Origin of the sequence: Alteromonas sp. LMIT006, assembly GCF_024300645.1 — a bacterium.
GTDB lineage: Bacteria > Pseudomonadota > Gammaproteobacteria > Enterobacterales > Alteromonadaceae > Opacimonas > Opacimonas immobilis.
In genome coordinates, this window is the sequence record NZ_CP101291.1 from 638,688 (window position 1) to 660,608 (window position 21,921).

Genomic DNA, 21,921 nt, shown 5'->3' on the forward strand with positions numbered 1-21,921 from the left:
ATTATGCTTACTGTATTATTTTTTGGCCAACTAGCTGATATCTTAAAATGCCGCTCGCTGAGCATGCCATCGCAACGTATCACTACGCTCGAAGATTTATTGTCTATACTACAAGACAGGGATCCAAAATGGGCCGATGCCTTTAGCGATGACAAACTAATGATGGCGGTGAACCAAACCCTTGTTCAAGCAAAACATCCGGTGCGCGCCGGAGATGAAGTGGCTTTTTTTCCACCCGTAACAGGAGGTTAAATGCTCAATATTGCCGTGCAACAAAAAGATTTTGATACTTTAGCTTTGTATCAACAACTCACTCAAGACAATATTCAAGACGGAGCGATTGTGACCTTTGTTGGCCGAGTCAGGGAGTTCAATCAAGGGCACGATATCAAAGCGATGGCGCTAGAACATTACCCTGGCATGACTGAGGCAGTGCTACATGAACTGGCTGAAACCGCGGTTGAGCGGTTTGCAGTTAATCACATTACTATTGTGCATCGCGTCGGTGAGTTGCGCTTAGCCGATCAAATCGTGTTTGTCGGAGTCTCAAGCCCTCATAGACAAGACGCGTTTGCCGCGTGCCAATGGATCATGGACACGCTCAAATCAAGCGCGCCGTTCTGGAAAAAAGAAATCACCGCGCAAGGTACTCGTTGGGTGACAGCCGACTAAATGGCGTTGACGCGCATGCCACATGGCCTTAGCCCGCAACGCCGCTTCATCAAATTCAAGGTTGTGTAGACACATGAGATACTGAGCCAAAGTTGCAAGTACCGCGGCATTGCCATAGAGATTGCTCTCTTCACCCTGCCACACATCTAGTAGGCTCTCTACCTCCATGTGTCGTGGCTTGATTTGCCATTGACTTAGCGTTTCTGGCACATCGGTTTGAGTGATTTTTCCAGCACAAAACTGATGCAGTTCCGTCACCCGCTCAGGATTGACTTCCGGCTCACCACCTTCGCCACGAATACACGCCACATGAGCATCATTGAGAAGTTGGGCCGTCGCTACATGCCGTGCATCAAAGTGTCGGTGATGTACCCCATGAAAACTAACGGGCGCCTGACAAGGGTTCAGCATCCGCGCAATCGTATTAGCACTTGAGCGCAAACCTAACTCATCGCGCATGCTGATGACCTCACACAGTTCGGGCAATATCGTTCCCAAAGGCATATAACAAAATCCACTGACATCAAGCTGGCGTTGTGCTTCCATCGCATTATTAGCAATCGGCAAGCCCAACTGCGCCAATACTGACTCAACATACAAGCGCTGTGATGCTGATTCAGTATGACCATGCAAAAATATTCGATAGCCATTTTGCGCCAAACACCATACCGCCAGTAAATACCATGGCAGGTGACGCCTTTTACCCGCATAACCTCCCAAATCTAACGACACCTCTAGACAGCTGAGTTTTGGACTCACCATTGCCCGAGCCGCGGACACAAATCCAGCGAGTTCAGTCTCACTCTCCTCTCGCATTCGTAATAACATCAAAAACGCGCCCCCTTGAGCCTGTGTGGCCTGTCCCGAGAGCAGTAATGCATAAGCATCGTGCGCCTCTTGCATCGTCAGATAACGTCCCGCGCGTTGCCCACGGCCGATGATTTTGATGTATTGAGTAAAGGGATTCATACGTTATACCAAAGTGTTTGTGGTGTGGATAATGTGTTCAAGGCTGACTTTAGGTGCCTGTACACGTTCAATAATTTGTTTGAGCTCAGGACGGCACGAGCCACAGTTGGTACCGCATTGTAGCGCTTTGCCCAAGTCTTCTAAGGTGGCATTGGGGTGTTGTGATAGATGCGAGGTGATGGTGTTTTCGCCCACTTTAAAACAGGAACAAATGGTTTGACCCTGACTGAATTCCAGCGGCACATCGCGCAACAATAAAACTCCTATTGCCTCTTTTGCTGATATCCCTGCTTGCCCTAACGAGGAGAGCCATGGCCATGGCACAAGTTCTTTATTGGGTTGCCCAAATACCATCATTTGGATCTGTCCGTCTTTGAGCAACACGGCACTAAACTGACCCTTGGGCTGATTTGATAGATGCACCCATTCGCCATCGCTCGATAAAGTATTCATAAAAGACACCGGTTCGACCGCCTCGATTGATACAGCGACATAGCCAATACCCGACTCCGCAACTGGCAATTTTGCCCAATAAGGCAAATCTAAACTGATTTCATGGCGTGAGAATATTTGCCAATGCTGAGTGGGAGTGACTGGCGCAATGCTCACCCTGACATATTTGCTGTCGGGTTGCCCAGAGATCGCATCTTTTCGAGGGCTATAGCAACGCGCCACATTGGCACTCGGCGCCGTTTGTGCTGTCCAGTGGATCGGAGCAAAACACGTTCCTTCTCGTTGTCCTTTGGCCTCGGTAAATGGCATTAATATCTTCCCATAAGGGCTCTTAACCTCTGCCAAATCGCCTTCGACTAACCCTAACTCAGCAATATCTTTAGGTGCTAATGCAAGCATTGGCTCAGTTTGATTCGCCGCTAGTGTGGCACTTCGGCCAGTGCGGGTCATCGTATGCCATTGGTCGCGATACCGACCACTATTTAAGATCCAAGGATATGCCTTATCTGCTGGTTCTTGATGTTGTTGCAACGTCACTGGGATGAATCTGGCTTTGCCAGTCTCGGTAAAAAAACGCTTATCGGCAAACATGCGTTGTGTGCCATAGGGATGCTCTTGATTCACTGGCCATTGAATGGGCGCTAAGGCATCATACTGAGCTCGAGTTAGCTCAGCCAAACCTGAAATATCAAAATCCCTACGTGGATAATCATCTCCATTACACCACCCAGATAAGCGAGCATGTTCAACAAAAATGCCGTGCGGGTGGGTATAATTAAATCCTTCGGTAAAGCCCATCGCTTGTGCAACCTGAGTCAGCCATTGCCAATCGTGTTGGGCCTGACCAGGAGGTGCAATCAATCCGCGTTGACGCGAAATACATCGTTCTGAATTGGTCACTGTGCCGTTTTTTTCACCCCAGGTAGACGCAGGCAATATAATATCGGCGTATGCTAGAGTATCGTTTTGGGTAAAACACTCAGACACCACCACGCATTCACATGAGGCCAAAGCCTGTTCGATGGCGTTGCGATTGGGCAGACTCACCACAGGGTTGGTTGCCATAATCCATACGGCTTTGACTCGTCCTGAGCCGATGGCTTCGAACAAATCCACCGCTTTTAATCCCGAGGTGTGACACATAGTCGGAGATTGCCAAAAATCCTGTACCCAATCTCGATGTTGCTTGGTCTCGATATTCATATGTGCGGCGAGCATATTTGCGAGTCCGCCGACCTCTCGTCCCCCCATCGCGTTGGGCTGGCCAGTGATTGAGAAAGGCCCCGCACCGGGCTTGCCGATTTGCCCTATCGCAAGGTGGCAATTGATAATGGCATTGCATTTGTCCACGCCTTGTACGGACTGATTAACGCCTTGGGAGTAAAAAGACAATGCACTTGGAGCTTCCACAAACCATAGATAAAATTGTCTTATCGCCTTTTGACTGACTCCACATATCGCACTGACTTCGGCCAGTGAGTAAGCTGAGGCAGACACTGCAGCCTGCGTGAACTGCTCGGTGTGATGCGCAACAAACACATCATCCACAGCACCATTTTCAATTATAAAATTCAGCAAACCATTAAATAAGGCAATGTCACTACCTGGCTTGATCGGGAGATGCAAATCAGCGATGTCACACGTGGCGCTCTCGCGAGGATCGATAATGACAATTTTGAAAGAAGGATTGTTCGCCTTGGCTTGTTGCATGCGCTGGAACAAGATCGGATGCGTCCACGCGGCGTTTGAGCCCACGAGCACCAGCATTTGTGTGAGATCGATATCTTCATAGCATGTAGGCACCGTATCACTGCCAAAACTGCGCTTATAGGCGGCCACGGCAGATGACATACACAAACGAGAATTGGTATCGATGTTAGCTGAGCCTATGTATCCTTTCATCAGCTTATTGGCGACATAATAGTCTTCTGTCAGGATTTGCCCAGAGACATAAAAGGCCACAGCATCTGGACCGTGCTCTTGAATGATTTGATTAAATCGCTCAGCAACCGCAGCGCTCGCAAGTTCGTTCGAAACTGGTTCGCCATCGACAACCGCATTTAATAATCGGCCGTCTCTACCCACAGTATCGGCCAGATGCGTGCCTTTCACACACAGTTTGCCATGATTAGCAGGATGGTGTTGCGTGCCTTTAACGGCCGTAATTTTGTCATTTATGACGGTTGCATCGACCCCGCAGCCAACGCCACAATAAGGACATGTGGTGCATTCTACCGATTGCTTAAAGTGCGTCTTCATGGGTTAACCCAAACGCTTAGATTGATTGAGCCAAAGGTGCGACATGTCGATGATGGTTTTGGCTACTTCTTCCATCTTTTGTCCCTTATCCATGGCCATCTTCCGAATGGTTTTGTACGCCTCTGCTTCAATCATCCCTCTTTGCTCAATTAAAATGGCTTTGGCTTGCTCAACAAATTTTCGCGACGCTAGAGCGGCCTTCGTATCTGCAAGTTCCTTGTGCAAGCTTTGAGCGTGATCAAACCGAGCGATGGCGGTGGCTAACACATCAGGTGCGCGGTGCCATTCGGCATCGCCTGTCACATAGGCGCTGATATCAAGCGCGATAAGCTTTTCCATCAGCACGGCGTTGTATTGTCGTGCAAATATCACCACAGGAATAGGGTGTAACTCACGTAAGATGTGCAAAGCATCTAATGCACTGCCCAGGTCAGTATCCGAAGCAATCATCAAAGCGTCTGGCGATTCTATCTGTATTGCCTTTAACATCTCAGCACTGGCTCCTGCAAAGGTTTTTACGCGATAAGGTGAAGTGGTTAATGCTTCAGATAATTGGGTCAAACTCAGCTCATCTTCGGCGCATACCAGTACGCATGTGGGTTGACTCATTAGGCATCCTGTCTGATTAAATAAAATAGGGTGTCTTAATAAATCAAGTATCATACCAATAAGGCAATTCATTGATTTTATTGATATTAAACAATGTGTTTACAAAATATATTGTTGGTTTTCGTGCAGATTGAAACAAAATGGAGCAGATTTTTCATTGAATGCACTCTATTAGGTCATTTCTTGTAAATACACTAAAAAAATTCATATTGTGCTTAATTATCTTATTGTTTTATATGGCTTTACTACATTGGTATGGTTATTGAAAGGCCAATCAGATGAATACGAACAACCTTATTTAAGAAGCCCTTTATGCTTGTTGATGGCTATCAGCGCAAATTTGCTTACGTGCGATTATCAATCACCGATGTATGTAATTTTAAATGCAATTACTGCTTACCGGATGGCTACGACTGCAGTGATAATAAAGTCCAGGGCAATGGTTGTGCACAGCAAGCTGATTTAAGTGTGGCCGAGATAAAGCGTTTGGTGAGTGCTTTAGCTGCTGAAGGCGTCAGTAAAATTCGTATCACAGGTGGAGAGCCGGGATTACGCAAAGATCTGACAAAGATCATAGAAGTCATCGCGCAGACTCCAGGGATAAAAGAAATCGCCTTAACCACCAACGGCTTTAACCTAAAACGCAATATCGAAACTTGGCAACGTGCCGGATTGACCCAACTCAACGTCAGCATTGATAGTCTCATACCAGAGCAGTTTCAGCTCATTACCGGCTCTCGTCAATTTACACGCGTCATGGATGGATTACAAAAAGCCATTGCGTTGGGCATACCCTGTAAAGTGAACACCGTCATGTTGGCTCAATATAATTTAGGTCAGTGGCATCAGTTTTTGCAATGGATCAAAACAACGCCGGTTTCTTTGCGTTTTATCGAACTGATGCAAACCGGCGACAATACAAAATATTTTCATGAGAACCATGTTAATGCAGAGCATTTTTATCGGCGTTTACAAGCACGTGGCTGGTCACTGCAAGCCAAATCCGACACAACGGGGCCAGCCCTGACCCTGACGCATCCAGATTACGTGGGATCCATCGGCTTTATCATGCCATATAGCAAAGATTTTTGTGCAAGTTGTAATCGCTTACGAGTTACTTCGCGTGGCGCCATGCATCCCTGTTTGTTTGCGGATGAAGGACATTCTCTGAGACACCTGTTGCAAGACGATTCACAACAAATGCTGTTGCAACATTGGCTCAGACAACAACTGCTCACTAAAGCAAAAGCCCACCAGTTACACGAACAACAAGTGGGTGCAACCAAACATCTCGCCATGCTCGGTGGCTAGCAAGAAAAGGTATTAAGTCAAATTAGGGAGCACAGATGCACATTACAGGCGTTATATTAGCGGGCGGTTTAAGCCAACGCATGGGACAGGATAAGGCGACCTTACAGCGCAACGGACAATCCATGTTGGCCTTTGGCTGTGAATTATTACAAGCACTGCCTATTCAAGATATTGTGATCAATGCCAATGTGTCACACCACACCCCCTATGAGGTGATAGGTGACGACTATCCCAAGTGCGGTCCGCTATCAGGCTTGCATACGGTGATGAAAGCATTACAGCACCGCACAGATGCCCTATTATGTATTCCAATCGATCAGCCGCTAATGACCACTGAGCCTTTGTTAGAGCTGATAAAAGCAGGTCAGTCGTCACACCATGTCGTGCATTTTGATCAGCAACCTTTACCTATCTGGTTGCCGATGCAAATTGCCGTACTGTCCGAATTAGAATCAAGACTCACCCAACCACAGCAAAGCAAAGGTCAGTATCGTCTCGGGGATTTTTGTCGCTGGGCCAAGGCAATGATTTTACCAGTTTTAGACCCTAGCATTTGGCTCAATACCAATACCCCAAAACAGTGGCAAGAGGCTCTGAATGCGGCACCTAAAAATTAAAGCGTGTCACTTCGAGCACACCTGACAATCAGGGTGGTGTGATATATCAAAAATGCGACTTTGCATGGTCGCCCCATCAAATAACAACCATTGATTGTGTAGTGGTATAGCACATTGACTGATGATCTTGAGCGCCTCCGTAGCTTGCATCGAGCCGATGATCCCAACCATTGGAGATAAGACACCGGCTTCACTGCAACTCATCTCTGGTGCACGAAAGTGGCTCGATATACAGGCATAACACGCCGAATCATCACGGGTAAAAAAAGTACCTAATTGCCCTTCATAACGGATGACCGCGCCACACACCAATGGCACCTGCGCTTGATAACAAGCTGCGTTGATCGCGTTGCGCGTCACCAAATTATCAGTGCAATCCACCACACAATCATACTCTTTCACGTCGTGCCCAGAAACAAATGGCATATGCATAGCCTTGATGTGACAACTTGGCGCGAGCGCCTTGAGCGTATTTTTGGCAGAATCTACTTTAGCTTGTCCAACCGAATCGGGCTGATGCAAAATTTGTCTGGGTAAGTTACTCGCTTCAACGTCATCCAAATCTTGCAACGTCAACTGGCCCACACCTGAGGTCGCCAAAAACTGTGCAACGGTGCAGCCTAGTCCGCCTAAGCCAACAATTAATATATGTGCTTGTAACAGTCGCTCTTGCCCTTCGAGATCAAACGATGGCAGCATGATCTGACGCGAATATCGCAGTATTTCAGAGTCACATAAGACTTCGTTCTTCTCCATTAGCCCTGTACTGCCGGGTGAAATAACGAAATCTGTACTTGTTCACCGGGCATAATGTCCTCTCGGTCAGATTCAAGTAACAGCAAGCAGTTGGCTCGACTGATCCCAGATAAAATCCCCGAACCTTGTCCTTTTAACGCCGATACATGCAGATGCCCGTTTTTATGAACTTCATAATACCCGCGTTGAAAATCCTTGCGTCCCGCTCGTTTGCGAATGCGCTCTTTGGCAATCGCCCAAAACGAGGGTAACTCGGTCGGTGTTTTGCCTTGCATCATTTCAAGTGCGGGGATGACGAGTTGTTGAAACGTGATCACTGCAGACACTGGATTGCCTGGTAAGCCAAAAAATACACTGTTGCTCAAGTGCCCAAACGCGAAAGGTTTACCTGGTTTCATGGCCACTTTCCAAAAGTCCACCTCACCCAGCTCCGCCAATGCCGTCTTAACAAAATCGGCATCGCCGACTGACACCCCACCAGAGGTAATAATCACATCGCAATGACGATTTGCTTCCATCAGCATTTCTCTTATTACATTTAAGTCATCTTCGACTATCCCATAGTTCAGGACTTCACAGCCTAAAGCTTTTAATGCTGAGCACAGAACATGGGAGTTGGTATCATAAATCTGTCCTTCCGCCAGAGGTCTGCCAACTTCTTGCAATTCATCACCAGTGGCAAATAGGGCGACTTTTATTGGCTCTATCACATTGACTTGAGCAATGCCCAATGACGCTAACAGCCCAATGTCCACAGAAGATAACTGATGCCCTTTCACAAAAACCGGCGCGCCAAATGCGATATCTTCGCCACAACGACGTATGTTACTCCCTTGTCGCGGAAAACTCTCAAGTCGGATCATATCTCCTTTGCGCTCGACTAACTCTTGCATCACGACTGAATCGGTATTGGGTGGCAGCATAGCGCCAGTCATGATCCGAGCGCATTGCCCAGGCTCTAAAGCTTTATGTGGCACATCGCCCGCTAGGACGGTCTCAACCACGATGTATTCTAAGGGATTATAGAACTGACTGCGTTGCGCCAAAGCATAGCCGTCCATCGCTGCGTTATCGTGCGGAGGTACAGACATGGGTGAAATCACATTCTCCGCCAAAATCAAATGATGAGCTTGTTCTAGGGGAACGGATTTTGATAGACCAGAATCAGTATAAATGCGCTTGATCTGGGCAAGCACTTGTTTTTTTGCACTATTGTAGGGCATCATCCGTGATGCAGTATCACATATCGTCATGTTTCCTTTACTCTTGTTGTTATACCAATATCACTAGAGCAAAGGTTGTTCCAACTTTTGACTATAAAAAGTAATTACCGCCAATTATGATGGTATGTATTCATAACTCGCGCCCACACCCAAAGGAATACCAAGGCTCCAGTAGATGAGGAAAAACGACGTCCACAACACCAACAAACATATACTATAAGGAAGCATTAGGGAGAGTAATGTTCCAATCCCAGTACCTTTAACATAGCGCTGACAATACACCACGACCAATGGGAAATAGGGCATTAATGGGGTGATAATATTGGATGAGGAGTCACCCAAGCGATATGCCGCCTGCGTCAAATCGGGTGATATACCCAGCTGCATCAGCATGGGGACAAAAATAGGCCCCAACAGCGCCCATTTTGCCGAGGACGAACCCACAAATAAGTTCACAAACGCCGTCAACAAAATGATCCCAACAATTGTCACCATTGCCGGTAATGCAAGCCCTTTTAAGAAATTCGCGCCATTCACCGCCAACAACACGCCCAAGTTCGATTTGCCAAACGCATCAATGAATAAGGCACAGAAAAACGCCATTACGATGTAATAGCTCATTCCCTGCATTGCTTTGGTCATCGAATCAATCATGTCCTTGGTGCTTTGGTACGTCCCCGACAAATAGCCGTACACAATACCCGGTAGCAAAAATAACAAGAAGATAATCGGCACTATCGACTGCATCACTGGTGCGGCAAAGGTCGTAAGAGAGCCGTTGGTGTCACGCATCGGGGAGGATTCAGGGTAGAGGATGGCAAATAATGCCACCAGACCTGCTAATAATGTAAACGACGCCCAGCGCAACGCACGGATTTGTGTCGTATCGAGTTCTTCAAATGTAGGAATCTCATTCGGGTCGCCATCTACCTTGGTATCGGCCAACCTAGGTTCAATTACTTTGTCCGTGAGATACCAAGCAATTCCAATGATCACCAGCGAAGACGCCGAGTTAAAAAAGTAATTGTTGAGCGTATTGACCTGAATATTGGGGTCAATGAGTTGTGCAGCTTCTTGCGTAAATGACTGCAGCAACGGGTCAATCGCCGACGGAATGAAGTTCGCGCAAAAGCCACCACTGACCCCAGCAAAGGCCGCTGCTATTCCCGCGAGAGGATGTCGCCCCATCGCATAAAAAATCACACCAGCCAATGGGATCACTAATACATAACCTGCATCGGTTGCCGTGTGCGACACAATCGCCACAAGCACGACCATCGGTGTGAGCAAGGTGCGCGGCGTCGAGTCTAAGATGCGTTTGAGTCCTGCGCTAATGAACCCAGAATGCTCGGCAACGCCAACCCCTAGCATGGCCACTAGCACTACTCCCAACGGCGCAAACCCAGTAAAAATGGTCACCATGCGACTCATAAAGTCGGCTAATGCTGCGCCAGTTAGGAGGTTATTGATCTCAACTGGCTGGCCAGAACGCGGATCGATAGCCTCAAAAGTCATCGAAGAAAAAATGGCAGAACATGCCCAGACCACGGCCAGACAAATGGCAAATATAATGGCGGGATCGGGAAGCTTATTACCTGCGCGTTCGACTTTATCGAGCGCACGCATGACCCAAGTGGATTGGTTGGTTGCAGTATTCATGATGCCTTCCTGTCTTGTTATTGTTATTGCTCATCAATCTTATAAAAAGAATACCAACTTATCGCTGATATGCAAAGTGCGCCACGCTATTGGCTAAAAAGTCCGTCAATCTTTGGTTAAAGCGCCCGTCATATTGATGATAACTGACGATGAGTTTGTTTTTGGGACGGCTCAAGGCAACATACAACAACCGCTTACTCTCAGCAATTGCCGCTTCGCGCTCCGCTTGAGGGAGGTTATCGGGCATCCAGCGCGGATATTGATTGGCCACACAACAGGGCAAATACACGGTATCAAATTCTAAACCTTTGGCGCGATGCACGGTGGATACGACTAACTTATCGCGTTCTGGGTCGATGAGATCCGTTTCTTTTAATGTCCCAAGTTGGCCGACCATTTGTGCTTTCTGTTGTTCGATTGGTCTTTTTGCATTGGCATAGACATTCACATCAATCAGATGGGATAAAATCCCCTGTAAACCGTGTTTATCCAACCACGGATAGAGCTTGCGCTGCGCTTGTTGTTGCACATTGGCCAAGGATTCGGGTTGATACCAGTGGTCTTGTCGACTAGCGTAATTAAGATAATCATCGATGCACTTTGCTAAGGTGAGATTTGAGGAGAGCCATTGAGAATCGATCAACTCCTGTGAAAGATGGTGCCAAGCATGGCGGAACGGTTTGATAAGCTCAGCATACTGATCCAACAGTGCCTCAGCACTGGCAAGGTATTTTGGCAAAAACGTCAGCAGCAGATTAAATAACGATGCGGTGGCTTTCACATCATCCAACGCATTGTGACTATTTACTCCATCTAAGCCAAATGCATCGAGTAAGGATTCCAAACGATAGCTGGTTTGCTTGGGTAAAAGCACTCTGGATAAGGTCAGGGTATCAAAACATGGACGGCGCAACATGCGATACAAATCATGCTCAAGTGTACCGAATAAACTCAAGTCAACACTGTTGGATTTGAGCATTTCGGCGTCGAATTTTAAGTTATGTGCTAGGAGTGGGCACTCACCAACAAAAGCAATAAACCGCGCCAGAACATTCGCCCAAGTATCGCCATTTTGCACCTGCTCGAGCGTGATATGATGGACGTGCTGACTGTCCAAAAAGGCCTGCTGTAGATCGGAATTGTTACCTCCAAACTCAATACTGACGTACTCATCAAATTCAGCCACTATCTGTCCGTTGACCACTTTGACCGCGGCCAGCTGAATGATTTTATCAGACATAAAATCCAAGCCCGTAGTTTCAGTATCAAAGATGACCACGCCGGTTTCACTCGCGTGCAGCAGTTGTTGATAGGGGTACTTAAAGACTTCCGTTTCACCGAGCAGCACGTGTTCGAGGGGCAAGCGCTTTTGGGCGAACGCATTGACCATCGCGATAATGTGTTTGCGCGTGTAGCGCGACCCAGCTCCAAATCGAGTCAGACGATATACTACCGACCACCAATCCACGCGCTGCCCCGAACCGTTTAGAATACGCAGCAGTGAAAAAGCATCTTGCAACGCAACCTGTTGCATTAAATCATTTTCACTTACCCGAAAAAAGTCCAGTCCCATCGATAAAAAGCGCCCACAATACACGTCGATTAGCTTATTGGTTGGTAACAGCATACCGATATTGCGTGAAGGATCGGCCAGAATTTGAGAGATTCCACGCACAGCCATATCCACCTCATCGACCACATTTGCTGCACCAATCAACAAGGTACTTGCCGGATCAGTAATGGATTGCTGAGCTTGAATCGGCGGTAGTTGCCAGTGTTGTGCTCGGTAAGCATTGAGAATATCAACTAGGGGAGGCTGAGCGCGATAATTGTTGACTAATCTATGCGAGGTAAAAGCACTGGTACGCGCATGCAGATGCGCAACATCCGCACCCAAAAAGGCATAAATCGATTGCAGTTCATCGCCCACCGCAAACACATGCGTGGTCTCATCGCACAGCGTATCCAAAATTGCCCATTGCAATGGATTGAGATCTTGCACTTCATCGACTTGCACAAATCTCAACCTTTTGGGCTCATTTAACAGCAACGCAAAGCCATGCACTAATAGATCATCAAAATCGATCGCATTCGATGCGCGTTTTTGCTTCGCATACGCTTGAAACACTCGATAAAGCAAAATAATCGCATGCTCGTAATTGCCAAAGGTAATGCCAGTGATTCGACAGATATCGGCAGCATACTGCGCCATGTTGGGTGCTAGCATAGCACCTCCTATGGCTTGAGCCTCAGGCTCCGCTCGAGTCAGCAAGGCCAGTGCCGTATATGCTCCGCGCATGACCTTGCTCCAACTAGGCTGGTAGACATTGCTCGACGCGATAGCTTGGGCATCGCACAGCTCGAACATTACCTCCGGCACATCCGTGTAATCTGGTGCGACATCTTTGGTGTCGCCTACCGCAAGTGCCACAAGCTCTTTGCAATACTCCTCAGGCAATAGCGTTGCAAAGCGCACATGACGAAATTTGGGATGCCCGGTTTTGCGCAATAATTCCATGCAATAGGCGTGAAAATTACCGATAAACGGTTGTCTATCAACCAGCACTTGCTCCGCGCGCTGTTGCATCTCTAGTGCCGCACGCACCGTGAAGGTCAGACACGCAATGTCCTTGTCCGCAAAGTGCTCGGTTGCGGTGTTCAGCCTTGCCGTGAGCAAGGCAGTTTTGCCTGCACCAGGGGGGGCGGACACAAAATGCTTGCCAGAATTAATGGATATAAGTTTGGCTTGGGTGCTGTCAAACTGGACAGATTGGGTCATGCAGAATCGCTGTATTTCCGTGAGATATACAGAAAAACATAACACAAATTTTTCATGCAACCAATGGGGGCTGCTCCACTCGTTGCGGCACTGGTACGCAATATATATCACAATCGACTTTGCGCAGGATTTCTTCAACGGTATTACCATGTAACCATGCATCAATGCCTTGCCTAGACGCCGTGCCAATCATCAGTAAATCCGTGTGTTGTTCCGTACAATACTCAGCAATCCCTTGCTTAACATCCCCTGCCAACACGCGACATTGGAACGGGTTGATCTGATAACGCTGGGCAAAGTTGGTCATTAGGCATTCGTGATGGGCGTCGACATTTGTCATAAATTCAGCATAATCCCGAGCGCCCATATCTAGCACATCGAGTTGCATCGGCGATTGGTAAAAATGCACAAACTGTACATCACACCCCCATGCCCGTTGCATAGTTTTCGCTTGTTCAATCAAGGCATCGAGTTGAGCCTGTTGCTGTGCACTCATGACGAACGGATTGATTGCGACCATGATTTTTTGGTAATCAGATTGTGGTCTTTTGACCAATAACATCGGGGCATACGCCGAACGCAGACATTGCCGGTCGATCGCTGTTGCAAATGGATTGTGTGTTTGACCATCTTCACTGCACCGCTTTATCACCACACATGGTTGCATGGATTGGGTAAGTACGTGAATAGCATGCGCAATAGAAGGCGCCCAACGCACGTGGGATTGAGCAAAAATACCTTCTTTTTCTAACTCAGCTTGAATGGCATCCAGCCTGCGTTCTTGATAACGCATAAGCTGTTGCTCAAGTGACGCATAAGTAGTATCAGACAAGTATTCTGCATATTGTGCAATCGAATCGTAGACGGACGTCACCAAATGCACTCGTCCTGAAAACGCTTGCATCCATCTTTTTGCCGTTACCAGAGATGGATGCTCATCATGCTCAGTATTAATTGTGACAATAAGGTTGGTTGGAACGGACATTATCGGTTCTCCATAATTGTCTTGCTGTATCATCGCTGTGACTGCTATGTGCTTTTAGTCTAGGACACCTTATACATAAACGGATTGATCCGCATCAAGGAAAGCCACCATCCGCAGATTACAACTAAAAGCTATTGTTCAACGCAAAATTGTCGTTATAATGGTGAAAGTTTGTTTTTTCGGCATTACTATTCGATTACTGCCGTATTTATGGAGAAGCTCGTGAAAGTTCAAAAGTTATTAGCCATCGCGATTGCTGCCGGTACTTTATTCATGGTGCAAGCCAATGAAGACGTTGCTGAGCGCATCAAACCTTATGGCCAAGTAAAAGTTGCTGGTGCGGTTGCCGCGACAGCAGCAGCCGGTCCTCGCTCAGGTAAAGATATCTACAACCAAGCCTGTACTGCCTGTCATTCTAGTGGTGTGTTAGGCGCCCCAAAGACCAAAGATGCGGCGGATTGGAAACCTCGTTTAGACGCCAAAGGCTTTGATACAGTATGGCAAAATGCCATCAATGGTATCAATGCAATGCCGCCAATGGGTACCTGTGGCTCATGTTCTGAAGACGACATTAAAGCAGCCATTGAATATATGATTGAAGGCGTAGAATAAGCTTTTATCTTCTTACAAACCTCGAGCGATGCGAATTCCTCGAGGTTTTTTTGTGTCTTTTGTGCGATATCCACTATATTTAATGAAAAGTTAAATTTAGTTGTACATGCCCCATAATTCTGTAGAGCGTCTTGCACTCTATGGTGGACCTCACAGATAACACCATCTGGATATATCAATACACGATTCATTGCAGTCTCCCAGCGCACTGATATACTCAGCCCATATACTTTCATCTAGATATTTACATGAGCACGACTTCAACCACCTCGTATCAATATGACCGCTTAATGCACCCCATCCTTATTGCAGGCTGTTTGATTATTATGATCAGCTTTGCGATCCGCTCTTCTTTTGGCTTGTTTCAGATACCAGTCGCAGGCGAGTTCGGTTGGTTGCGCAGTGAGTTCTCACTTGCCATAGCCATCCAGAACTTGTTTTGGGGTATTGGCCAGCCGATGTTTGGGGCCTTGGCGGAAAAATACGGCGATCGCAAAGCCATCGTTGCAGGGATCTTTTGTTATGCATTAGGCTTGTTTTTGTCTGCTTTTGCCATTACTCCTGGGCAACATCAGCTACTGGAAATGGTCATAGGTTTTGGTATTGCTGGGACTGGATTTGGTTTGATTTTGGCGATTGTAGGACGGGCTACTTCAGATAGACATCGCTCAGTAGCCCTCGGTATCACCACTGCTGCGGGCTCTGTCGGTCAATTGATTGGCCCTCCAGTGGCGCAGTCGCTGCTTGCCAGTATGCCTTGGCAAGAGGTCTTTATGGTGTTTGCTGGGATCATTTTGGTAACCTTGCTCTTTGTCAAGAAGCTTAAGGTGCCCAAACCCACAGTTACATCTAATACTGCAGCGGATGAGCCTCTTGGTGTGGTGGTCAAACGTGCCGTCAAAGATCCAACTTTTATCTTTTTGTTTGTGGGCTTTTTTAGTTGCGGATATCAACTGGCGTTTATTACCGCGCATTTTCCAGCATTAATCACGGAAATGTGCTCAGCGATCAGCCCTGCTAGCTTGATTCAGTCGTTGGGTGTGACTACGACATCGGGCTTGGGCGCCATGGCCATTGCCTTGATTGGTCTTGCCAATATTGGCGGGACCATTTTGGCTGGTTTGCTTGGCAATCGCTATTCGCGCAAATACCTTCTAGCGTCAATCTATGCCTTACGTACTTTAATCTCTGTTATTTTTATTATGAACCCGATCACCCCAGAAGCGGTCGTCTTGTTCTCGATTTTGATGGGTGCACTATGGTTAGCAACGGTGCCTTTGACGGCTGGACTTATCGGTCATATCTATGGCCTAAAATACATGGGCACCTTGTATGGCTTGGTGTTCTTATCCCACCAAATCGGCGGCTTTCTAGGCGTTTGGCTCGGTGGCGCGTTATATGATTATTACGGCGATTATATTATGGTGTGGTGGATTGGGATCGCGGTCGGCTTGTTCTCAGCTCTGATTCACTTGCCGGTAAACGAGCGTCCCCAAACAGCGGTTGCAGTCACTTAACCAGACAAGCGTAAGTTTATTTATTTAGAAATAGTACCGTCGTAACGGGTTGGTCGGTAAACACACCATCCACTTTAAGCGTTTCAAATATCAGTTGTAACTGCTCTTTTGGTGAACTTGCCAAAATCAACGCATCATCGCGGTGGGTATACGGGTGAACCACCAAGTTTGTTGTTTGTAATGCGCTCCAAAAAGCGGTTGGCTTTTGCGTATCCATATCGTACAACTGTGGCAACCACGGTCCGATTCCATCAATGATTTTCGCCATTTGAGCAACACCTTCTTCCGTCTTTAGCGCATCATAATCGGTGCTCGATTCCGTCCAATCATTTTCGGCAATAAGCTGAACCAACTTGGTTTGCAAACCGTATTGCTGTCGCAAAGCTTGAGTCGCGATCCAATCAAAGCACTGCGTAATCACTGGTGCTTCCTTTGTATTCATGCCAGCTTGATTTAATGACTCTACATATATTTTAAGGATGTCTTGGCCCTGCTCAGCATGCCAAGCGGGGGCTTTTAGTTCGGGATACCAACCTACCTGACGGCCAAATTGACGATTGAGCTCAGTGATTAATTCAACTTGCTCATCCCAAGTGCTGATCTGGAAACCTTGCTTGGCGCGATATCGTTGCGGATAGACTTGTTGCAGCTGAGCGTCTTGACGCTCGTATTTATTGAGTCGCTTGATCTCCGCCAAAGTAAAATCAATCGCGTAAAATTGTCCGTCTTCGCGCGCTCTATCTGGAAACACCTGGGCCACATTGGTCGTCGTTTGTAACACAATATCGTGCAGAACAATGAGCTGACCATCTTTTGTTAAAACCAAATCTTGTTCTATGTAATCGACACCTTGCGCATACGCTAAAACTGCAGCTTCCAAAGTGTGCTCAGGCAAATACCCTGATGCGCCACGATGTGCAATAACCACCGGTTGTGCAAAAACATTCGCTACATACCCGAGCAAGCATAAAAGAAGTATCGCGCGCATAATGCCCCCTAATGAAACAAACCATCGTAGAGACTACAAAAAATGTATGACATTTTTGTGATTTGATTTATTGTATATTCATAATACGGATACGGATGGAACGTATGATCATTCGACACGCAACGTTAAAAGCCAAACAACGCCAAGAGCGTGACAAGTTTCCCAGTGCAGTGGGCACCCGCATCCACCGAGCGTTGAGCTGGCTCGATCGGGCTGAGCAAAGTGACGGGGATTTAGACAGTCAGTTTATCTTTTTGTGGATTGCGTTCAATGCGGCCTACGGTCAGGAGCACGAAAACTTCTACAACAACGAAACCGAGTTATTCAGTCGCTTCATCGCTAAATTAGTCGAGTTGGATAAAAATAAAGCTTTATATGAATTAGCCTGGCAGCAATTTTCCTCACACATCCGTGTATTGCTCGACAATCAATACGTGTTTCAGCCTTTTTGGGAGTTTCAAAAAGGTAAAATAGAAGAGAGCGCTTGGCAACGACAATTTGCTCAAGAAAAGGGGCTGATTAATGTTGCCTTATCCACAGAGCGTACGGACAAAGTGTTGAGTATTATTTTGCGACGTCTTTATACCCTTCGCAATCAGCTGATGCATGGTGGCGCGACGTGGAATGGTCAGGTGAATCGAGCTCAAATTACTGACGCGGTGGCGATTTTGGAATGCTTAGTCCCGATTGTGATAGACTTAATGCTCGATCATCCTTTGAAGTTTTTGGGCGCGCCAAGTTATCCGTTGATCGGCGAGTTCGATGTTGATTTTAAAAAATAAGCGAGTTTCCCTGTGTCATTAAAAGACCAATTGTTAAAGGCCGGCTTGGTCAATCAAAAGCAAGCCACCAAGGCCGCCAAAAAGAAGAAAAAATCCCGTACCCTTGCCAATGAAGTCAAGGCGGAGGTTGAAGCCAAACGTCAAGCGGAGCTCGAACGCTCCAAGGCGCTTAACGAGGCACAACAGGCTGAGCGCCGCGAGCGCGAAATCGCTGCGCAAATCAAACAACTGATCAACGTGAATATCGTGGCGCACAAAGGCGATGAAAAATACAATTTCGTCGTCGATGGCAAAATCAAAACCATTTACGTAACCGAAGCCATTCGCAAATCGCTGCTCAATGGACAACTGGTTATTGTTGTGGCTGACGGTGTGTACAAGGTGATCCCCGGTGGTGTGGGCAACAAAATTGAAGAGCGCATGCCAGACCTTGTGATCCGCCCTGCACCCGAGGATGCAGTGGACGAAGTAGACGAAGATGACCCATACAAAGACTTTGTCGTGCCCGACGATTTGATGTGGTAATGCAGTCAATACAATAATAAAGAGAAGCCTAACGACATGAACATAAATTCCCTACTCAATGAGCGACACTCTTGTCGCGCGTTTTTAGACAAACCAGTACCAGCGGAGACGTTGGAACAGATTTTTGCTTTAGCTCAGCGAGCCCCGTCCAACTGCAACGTGCAACCTTGGCAAACGCTGGTGGTTTCAGGCGAACAAAAAGATGCCCTAAGCCAAGCTTTAGTCCATGCGGTGATGCAACAACAACCGCCGAATCCTGATTTTAATTGGGCGATTGCTTATCAAAATGAACACCGCGAACGTCAGTTTGGCTCAGCTAATGCCTTGTATAGCGCAATGGGCATCGCCAGAGAAGACAAGCGCGCTAGACAGATGGCGATGCTCCGGAACTGGCAGTTTTTTGATGCGCCGCACGTGGCGATTTTTACCATGGATAAATACCTCGACATTATGGGCGCGGTCGATATGGGCATTTATGCGCAATCGCTGTCTTTGATCATGCAGCAGCACGGCATCAGCAATTGTATGCAGGGTGCGTTAGGTCAATTCCCAGATCCCATACGCGAGATGTTTGGGCTTCCCGAAGAACGAGGGGTGTTATTTGGCATGTCATTTGGCTATGCCGACCCGGATGCGCCAGCCAATCAAGTGCGCACAACACGCGAAGACCTCAAGACTAACGTACAGTTTTTTTAATCCTGATTGTGCGTGTATAATACGGCCTCTTTTTAAGGTCGTTTGAGGCGAGATATGTTGGTCAAAATAGTGCGCAATGCGCTGGGTTACGTGTTTGTATTGCTTGATTTGCTGACTCGAGGCTTGCCTCGTAAGCGCAGTGTGGAAGAACAAAACGCCATTGCCGAGCAAACGTCACACCTGACTTTGTATCATTTTCGCGCGTGTCCATTTTGTATTAAAGTACGCCGGGCGATGTTCAAACTCAGTCTTCCCATTGCCAAAAAATCCGTCACCGAAGGCTCCCCTTATCGCACTGAACTCGAACAAGGCGGGGGACGAATCAAAGTGCCCTGTTTGCGTATTGACCAAGCCGATGGCACCACTCAATGGATGTACGAATCAAACGATATCATTGCTTACTTGCGTCAACATTATAGCTAGTTGACCTGATGTGACTTGGGTCTTTTTTACCTTTCTTGCCGCGTTTAGCCAAGCGTGGCGCAACGCTTTTCAAAGCCAGCTCAGCGGCACTTTATCCGTTTGTGGAGTTACACTGGCCAGATTTTTGTGGGCAGGACCACTTGCGATTGTCTATGTCATCGCACTTGAACAAACAGAGCTTGGTGTCATCCGTGAATTCCCGTTTGCCTTTTGGCAGTTTTGTGTTTTGGCTGGGGTCATGCAGATTGTCGCGACGGGGCTTATGGTGGTGCTGTTTAAACAAAAAAACTTTGCCATTGGGGCAGGGCTTGCCAAATGCGAGGCGCCCGTCTCGGCTGTATTGGGGATCTTGTTTTTTGGTACGACGTTGTCCTTGTACGGTTGGGTGGGTGTCGTGATAGGTGGCATCGCGGTCATGATGTTTTCGCTGTCCGGTGGGATTCGAACCATCAGTTGGAAAACCGCAGGCATCGGCTTAGCCTCAAGTACTGCGTTTGCGTTGACCTCTTTATGGGTTCGCGAGGCAAGTTTAGTGCTGGAGGGGCATTTTTTGGTGCGAGCCTCATGGGTATTACTCGTGGTGATCCTATTTCAAACGGTGGTCCTAGTCGGATATATGTGGCAACGTGAACGCACCCATTTGGTCTTGATGTTTCGTCGCCCGAAATTGGTTGTTTTTACCAGTGTGGCGAGCTTTCTGGGTTCGTTTGGCTGGTTCCATGCCATGGCATTAATGGCCGTTCCTTTGGTCAAAACGCTCGGGCAGGTTGAAATATTTTTTATGATGCTGGTCTCGGTCGTGTACCTCAAAACCCCTATCCCCAAAAAAGACATGCTCGCGCTCATGCTCGTCGCCATTGCAGCTATTCTGGTTATGTGGCCACAGGCGTAATTTGCTAATTCCCTATTTTGTTATACAGTTAACCTTGCCTCCATTGCGGGCATGTTTATTAGCTTTGGCTATCAATTTGTTTCCGAGGCACCGGCGGATTTGTACTCAGGCGCCGCGTTAGCTTTTACTATCGCAATTTTTGTTGTGGCTTTTTTGTTACTGTGGTTTGCTTCGAGTATGCTTCAAAAGGGCTTGCTGACATAGCGTTTTATACTTTTACAATCACCAGCGTCAGTGGTTGTATGCTTAATGGCCTTTGCGTAACAAACGTCGCAAACTCTTCAGTATCACTGTGCCAAATACTGACTTTGGTACTACTCATAAAACCCAAAGGGAAGGGGATTTGATGAGTATCAAAGGACAAATTGACTATCACCTATACTCGCGCATTGGGTGTTTTGTACACATAGCCTAATAACTGTTTTGTCTCATCAAGTTGGTAAATTTCAGGTTCCACAAAACCAAAAATGCGATGTTTTTTTTGAAAATCTTCTACGGTACTTGGCAACAGATTGATTGCTTGCCCAGTCAAGGTAAAACTGACCAGCTCCATCAGTTCTTCTACTGAACTATTTGGGTATTCGCGCTTAACCTCTATCCTTACCACGGCCACTTCTTGCCCTGTAATGACACTCGCGACTAAATCCACAGATCGTTTGCTCTCGGGTAAAAAAGCGATTTGGTTCAGCGAGTGGTGCATAGCTTGTGCTTGGTGAGCGCTATACAAGAGTGGAGTTGTACGCTCAGTCTGAGGCGAGCAGCCAATGCAACACGCTAAGCACAAAAAAGTTAAGAATGGGGAGTTGTATAAATTCATCCTACATATACGGAAAGATATGTAGAGCGGTTTGTTATTTGCTGCGCAATGATCTTTGTAACGGCCAAACCTTTATAAATATAAAACATTGCATAGATAAGCTTATGACCAGAGTCAATTTTATTACACAGCTAAACGCCTTACTGGAACAAAACGAGATCATCGACTTGTCTCCCGTTATTGATCACCTGATCATGGTGATGGGGGATAATTTACAAGATATGGCGGCGTGGCTAACAGTTCCTCGACAGGAATTTGGTAACCAGTCGGCTTTGGCACTCATCCAAAAACAGGACGTTGTGCCCGTCAAAGAAGCTCTTCGCAAAATCTTGGAGCAAGACAGTCGAATCGGATAATCTAATCATCTGTTGCCAAAA

The 21,921-nt window shown here is 47.1% G+C and carries 23 protein-coding genes; 12 read left to right on the forward strand and 11 right to left on the reverse strand.

Annotated features, from left to right (window positions below; genetic code table 11):
• Window positions 1-3 precede the first annotated feature (3 nt).
• Window positions 4-252, forward strand: a complete 249-nt coding sequence (gene moaD / locus NLG07_RS02995; protein WP_254856226.1) for a molybdopterin converting factor subunit 1 — start codon at window positions 4-6, stop codon at window positions 250-252.
• Window positions 253-672: a molybdenum cofactor biosynthesis protein MoaE gene (locus tag NLG07_RS03000; protein WP_254856227.1), complete on the forward strand. Its 420-nt coding sequence runs from the start codon at window positions 253-255 to the stop codon at window positions 670-672.
• Here the strand turns inward: NLG07_RS03000 and NLG07_RS03005 are convergent.
• The 3 genes from NLG07_RS03005 to NLG07_RS03015 are packed head-to-tail and all read right to left on the reverse strand — an operon-like array spanning window position 607 to window position 4,962.
• Window positions 607-1,641, reverse strand: coding sequence for a glycosyl transferase family protein (locus NLG07_RS03005; protein ID WP_254856228.1), 1,035 nt, complete (start codon window positions 1,639-1,641; stop codon window positions 607-609). The two genes, NLG07_RS03000 and NLG07_RS03005, sit on opposite strands and share 66 nt — an antisense overlap.
• Before the next feature lie 3 nt (window positions 1,642-1,644).
• Window positions 1,645-4,353 (reverse strand): nitrate reductase, encoded by a 2,709-nt coding sequence (locus NLG07_RS03010; RefSeq protein ID WP_254856229.1) that lies wholly within the window; start codon window positions 4,351-4,353, stop codon window positions 1,645-1,647.
• Between the two features lie 3 nt (window positions 4,354-4,356).
• The gene (locus tag NLG07_RS03015) at window positions 4,357-4,962 is read right to left on the reverse strand and encodes an ANTAR domain-containing response regulator (protein ID WP_254856230.1); all 606 of its coding nucleotides are present in this window, start codon (window positions 4,960-4,962) and stop codon (window positions 4,357-4,359) included.
• A gap of 312 nt (window positions 4,963-5,274) precedes the next feature.
• Between NLG07_RS03015 and moaA the strand changes: the two genes are divergently transcribed.
• Together moaA and NLG07_RS03025 are read left to right on the forward strand one after the other, a co-directional pair.
• Entirely contained in the window at window positions 5,275-6,273 is a 999-nt protein-coding gene (gene moaA / locus NLG07_RS03020; RefSeq protein WP_254856231.1) for a GTP 3',8-cyclase MoaA, read from the forward strand.
• Window positions 6,274-6,308: 35 nt separating this feature from the next.
• The gene (locus NLG07_RS03025; protein ID WP_254856232.1) at window positions 6,309-6,890 is read left to right on the forward strand and encodes a molybdenum cofactor guanylyltransferase; all 582 of its coding nucleotides are present in this window, start codon (window positions 6,309-6,311) and stop codon (window positions 6,888-6,890) included.
• Between the two features lie 6 nt (window positions 6,891-6,896).
• On the opposite strand, the gene NLG07_RS03030 is transcribed toward NLG07_RS03025, so the two are convergent.
• The 5 genes from NLG07_RS03030 to NLG07_RS03050 form a co-directional block, all read right to left on the reverse strand.
• A complete protein-coding gene (locus tag NLG07_RS03030) occupies window positions 6,897-7,646 on the reverse strand; it encodes a molybdopterin-synthase adenylyltransferase MoeB (RefSeq protein ID WP_254856233.1) in 750 nt (249 codons plus the stop codon).
• On the reverse strand, window positions 7,646-8,899 hold the full coding sequence (glp, locus tag NLG07_RS03035) for a gephyrin-like molybdotransferase Glp (RefSeq protein ID WP_254856234.1): 1,254 nt from the start codon (window positions 8,897-8,899) through the stop codon (window positions 7,646-7,648). Before glp ends, NLG07_RS03030 begins: the two co-directional genes overlap by 1 nt.
• 84 nt (window positions 8,900-8,983) lie before the next feature.
• Window positions 8,984-10,528: an AbgT family transporter gene (locus NLG07_RS03040; RefSeq protein WP_254856235.1), complete on the reverse strand. Its 1,545-nt coding sequence runs from the start codon at window positions 10,526-10,528 to the stop codon at window positions 8,984-8,986.
• Window positions 10,529-10,586: 58 nt separating this feature from the next.
• Window positions 10,587-13,307: a UvrD-helicase domain-containing protein gene (locus NLG07_RS03045; protein WP_254856236.1), complete on the reverse strand. Its 2,721-nt coding sequence runs from the start codon at window positions 13,305-13,307 to the stop codon at window positions 10,587-10,589.
• Between the two features lie 52 nt (window positions 13,308-13,359).
• Window positions 13,360-14,292: a universal stress protein gene (locus NLG07_RS03050; RefSeq protein ID WP_254856237.1), complete on the reverse strand. Its 933-nt coding sequence runs from the start codon at window positions 14,290-14,292 to the stop codon at window positions 13,360-13,362.
• A 222-nt stretch (window positions 14,293-14,514) separates the two neighbouring features.
• Between NLG07_RS03050 and NLG07_RS03055 the strand changes: the two genes are divergently transcribed.
• Both NLG07_RS03055 and NLG07_RS03060 read left to right on the forward strand, forming a co-directional pair.
• Window positions 14,515-14,904, forward strand: a complete 390-nt coding sequence (locus tag NLG07_RS03055) for a cytochrome c5 family protein (RefSeq protein ID WP_254856238.1) — start codon at window positions 14,515-14,517, stop codon at window positions 14,902-14,904.
• Window positions 14,905-15,152: 248 nt separating this feature from the next.
• On the forward strand, window positions 15,153-16,421 hold the full coding sequence (locus NLG07_RS03060; RefSeq protein WP_254856239.1) for an MFS transporter: 1,269 nt from the start codon (window positions 15,153-15,155) through the stop codon (window positions 16,419-16,421).
• Window positions 16,422-16,437: 16 nt separating this feature from the next.
• Here the strand turns inward: NLG07_RS03060 and glpQ are convergent, their stop codons facing one another.
• Window positions 16,438-17,409, reverse strand: coding sequence for a glycerophosphodiester phosphodiesterase (gene glpQ / locus NLG07_RS03065; protein ID WP_368501275.1), 972 nt, complete (start codon window positions 17,407-17,409; stop codon window positions 16,438-16,440).
• Between the two features lie 104 nt (window positions 17,410-17,513).
• Here glpQ and NLG07_RS03070 point away from each other — a divergent pair, with 104 nt between their 5' ends.
• From NLG07_RS03070 to NLG07_RS03090, 5 genes are read left to right on the forward strand one after another with little or no spacing between them, the layout of a single operon-like run.
• A complete protein-coding gene (locus NLG07_RS03070) occupies window positions 17,514-18,191 on the forward strand; it encodes a HEPN domain-containing protein (RefSeq protein ID WP_254856240.1) in 678 nt (225 codons plus the stop codon).
• A gap of 12 nt (window positions 18,192-18,203) precedes the next feature.
• On the forward strand, window positions 18,204-18,716 hold the full coding sequence (locus tag NLG07_RS03075) for a DUF2058 domain-containing protein (protein WP_254856241.1): 513 nt from the start codon (window positions 18,204-18,206) through the stop codon (window positions 18,714-18,716).
• Between the two features lie 36 nt (window positions 18,717-18,752).
• Window positions 18,753-19,412, forward strand: coding sequence for a nitroreductase (locus tag NLG07_RS03080; RefSeq protein WP_254856242.1), 660 nt, complete (start codon window positions 18,753-18,755; stop codon window positions 19,410-19,412).
• Between the two features lie 54 nt (window positions 19,413-19,466).
• Window positions 19,467-19,835 carry a glutathione S-transferase N-terminal domain-containing protein gene (locus NLG07_RS03085; protein WP_254856243.1) on the forward strand — a complete coding sequence of 123 codons (369 nt, stop codon included), beginning with the start codon at window positions 19,467-19,469 and terminating at the stop codon, window positions 19,833-19,835.
• A 10-nt stretch (window positions 19,836-19,845) separates the two neighbouring features.
• Entirely contained in the window at window positions 19,846-20,727 is an 882-nt protein-coding gene (locus NLG07_RS03090; RefSeq protein WP_254856244.1) for a DMT family transporter, read from the forward strand.
• A gap of 208 nt (window positions 20,728-20,935) precedes the next feature.
• Here NLG07_RS03090 and NLG07_RS03095 read toward each other — a convergent pair whose 3' ends face one another.
• Both NLG07_RS03095 and NLG07_RS03100 read right to left on the reverse strand, forming a co-directional pair.
• The gene (locus NLG07_RS03095; protein WP_254856245.1) at window positions 20,936-21,091 is read right to left on the reverse strand and encodes a hypothetical protein; all 156 of its coding nucleotides are present in this window, start codon (window positions 21,089-21,091) and stop codon (window positions 20,936-20,938) included.
• A gap of 12 nt (window positions 21,092-21,103) precedes the next feature.
• Entirely contained in the window at window positions 21,104-21,427 is a 324-nt protein-coding gene (locus tag NLG07_RS03100) for a hypothetical protein (RefSeq protein ID WP_254856246.1), read from the reverse strand.
• A gap of 221 nt (window positions 21,428-21,648) precedes the next feature.
• Between NLG07_RS03100 and NLG07_RS03105 the strand changes: the two genes are divergently transcribed.
• Complete coding sequence (locus NLG07_RS03105; protein WP_254856247.1) at window positions 21,649-21,900, forward strand: hypothetical protein; 252 nt, start codon at window positions 21,649-21,651, stop codon at window positions 21,898-21,900.
• The last annotated feature ends 21 nt before the right edge of the window (window positions 21,901-21,921 follow it).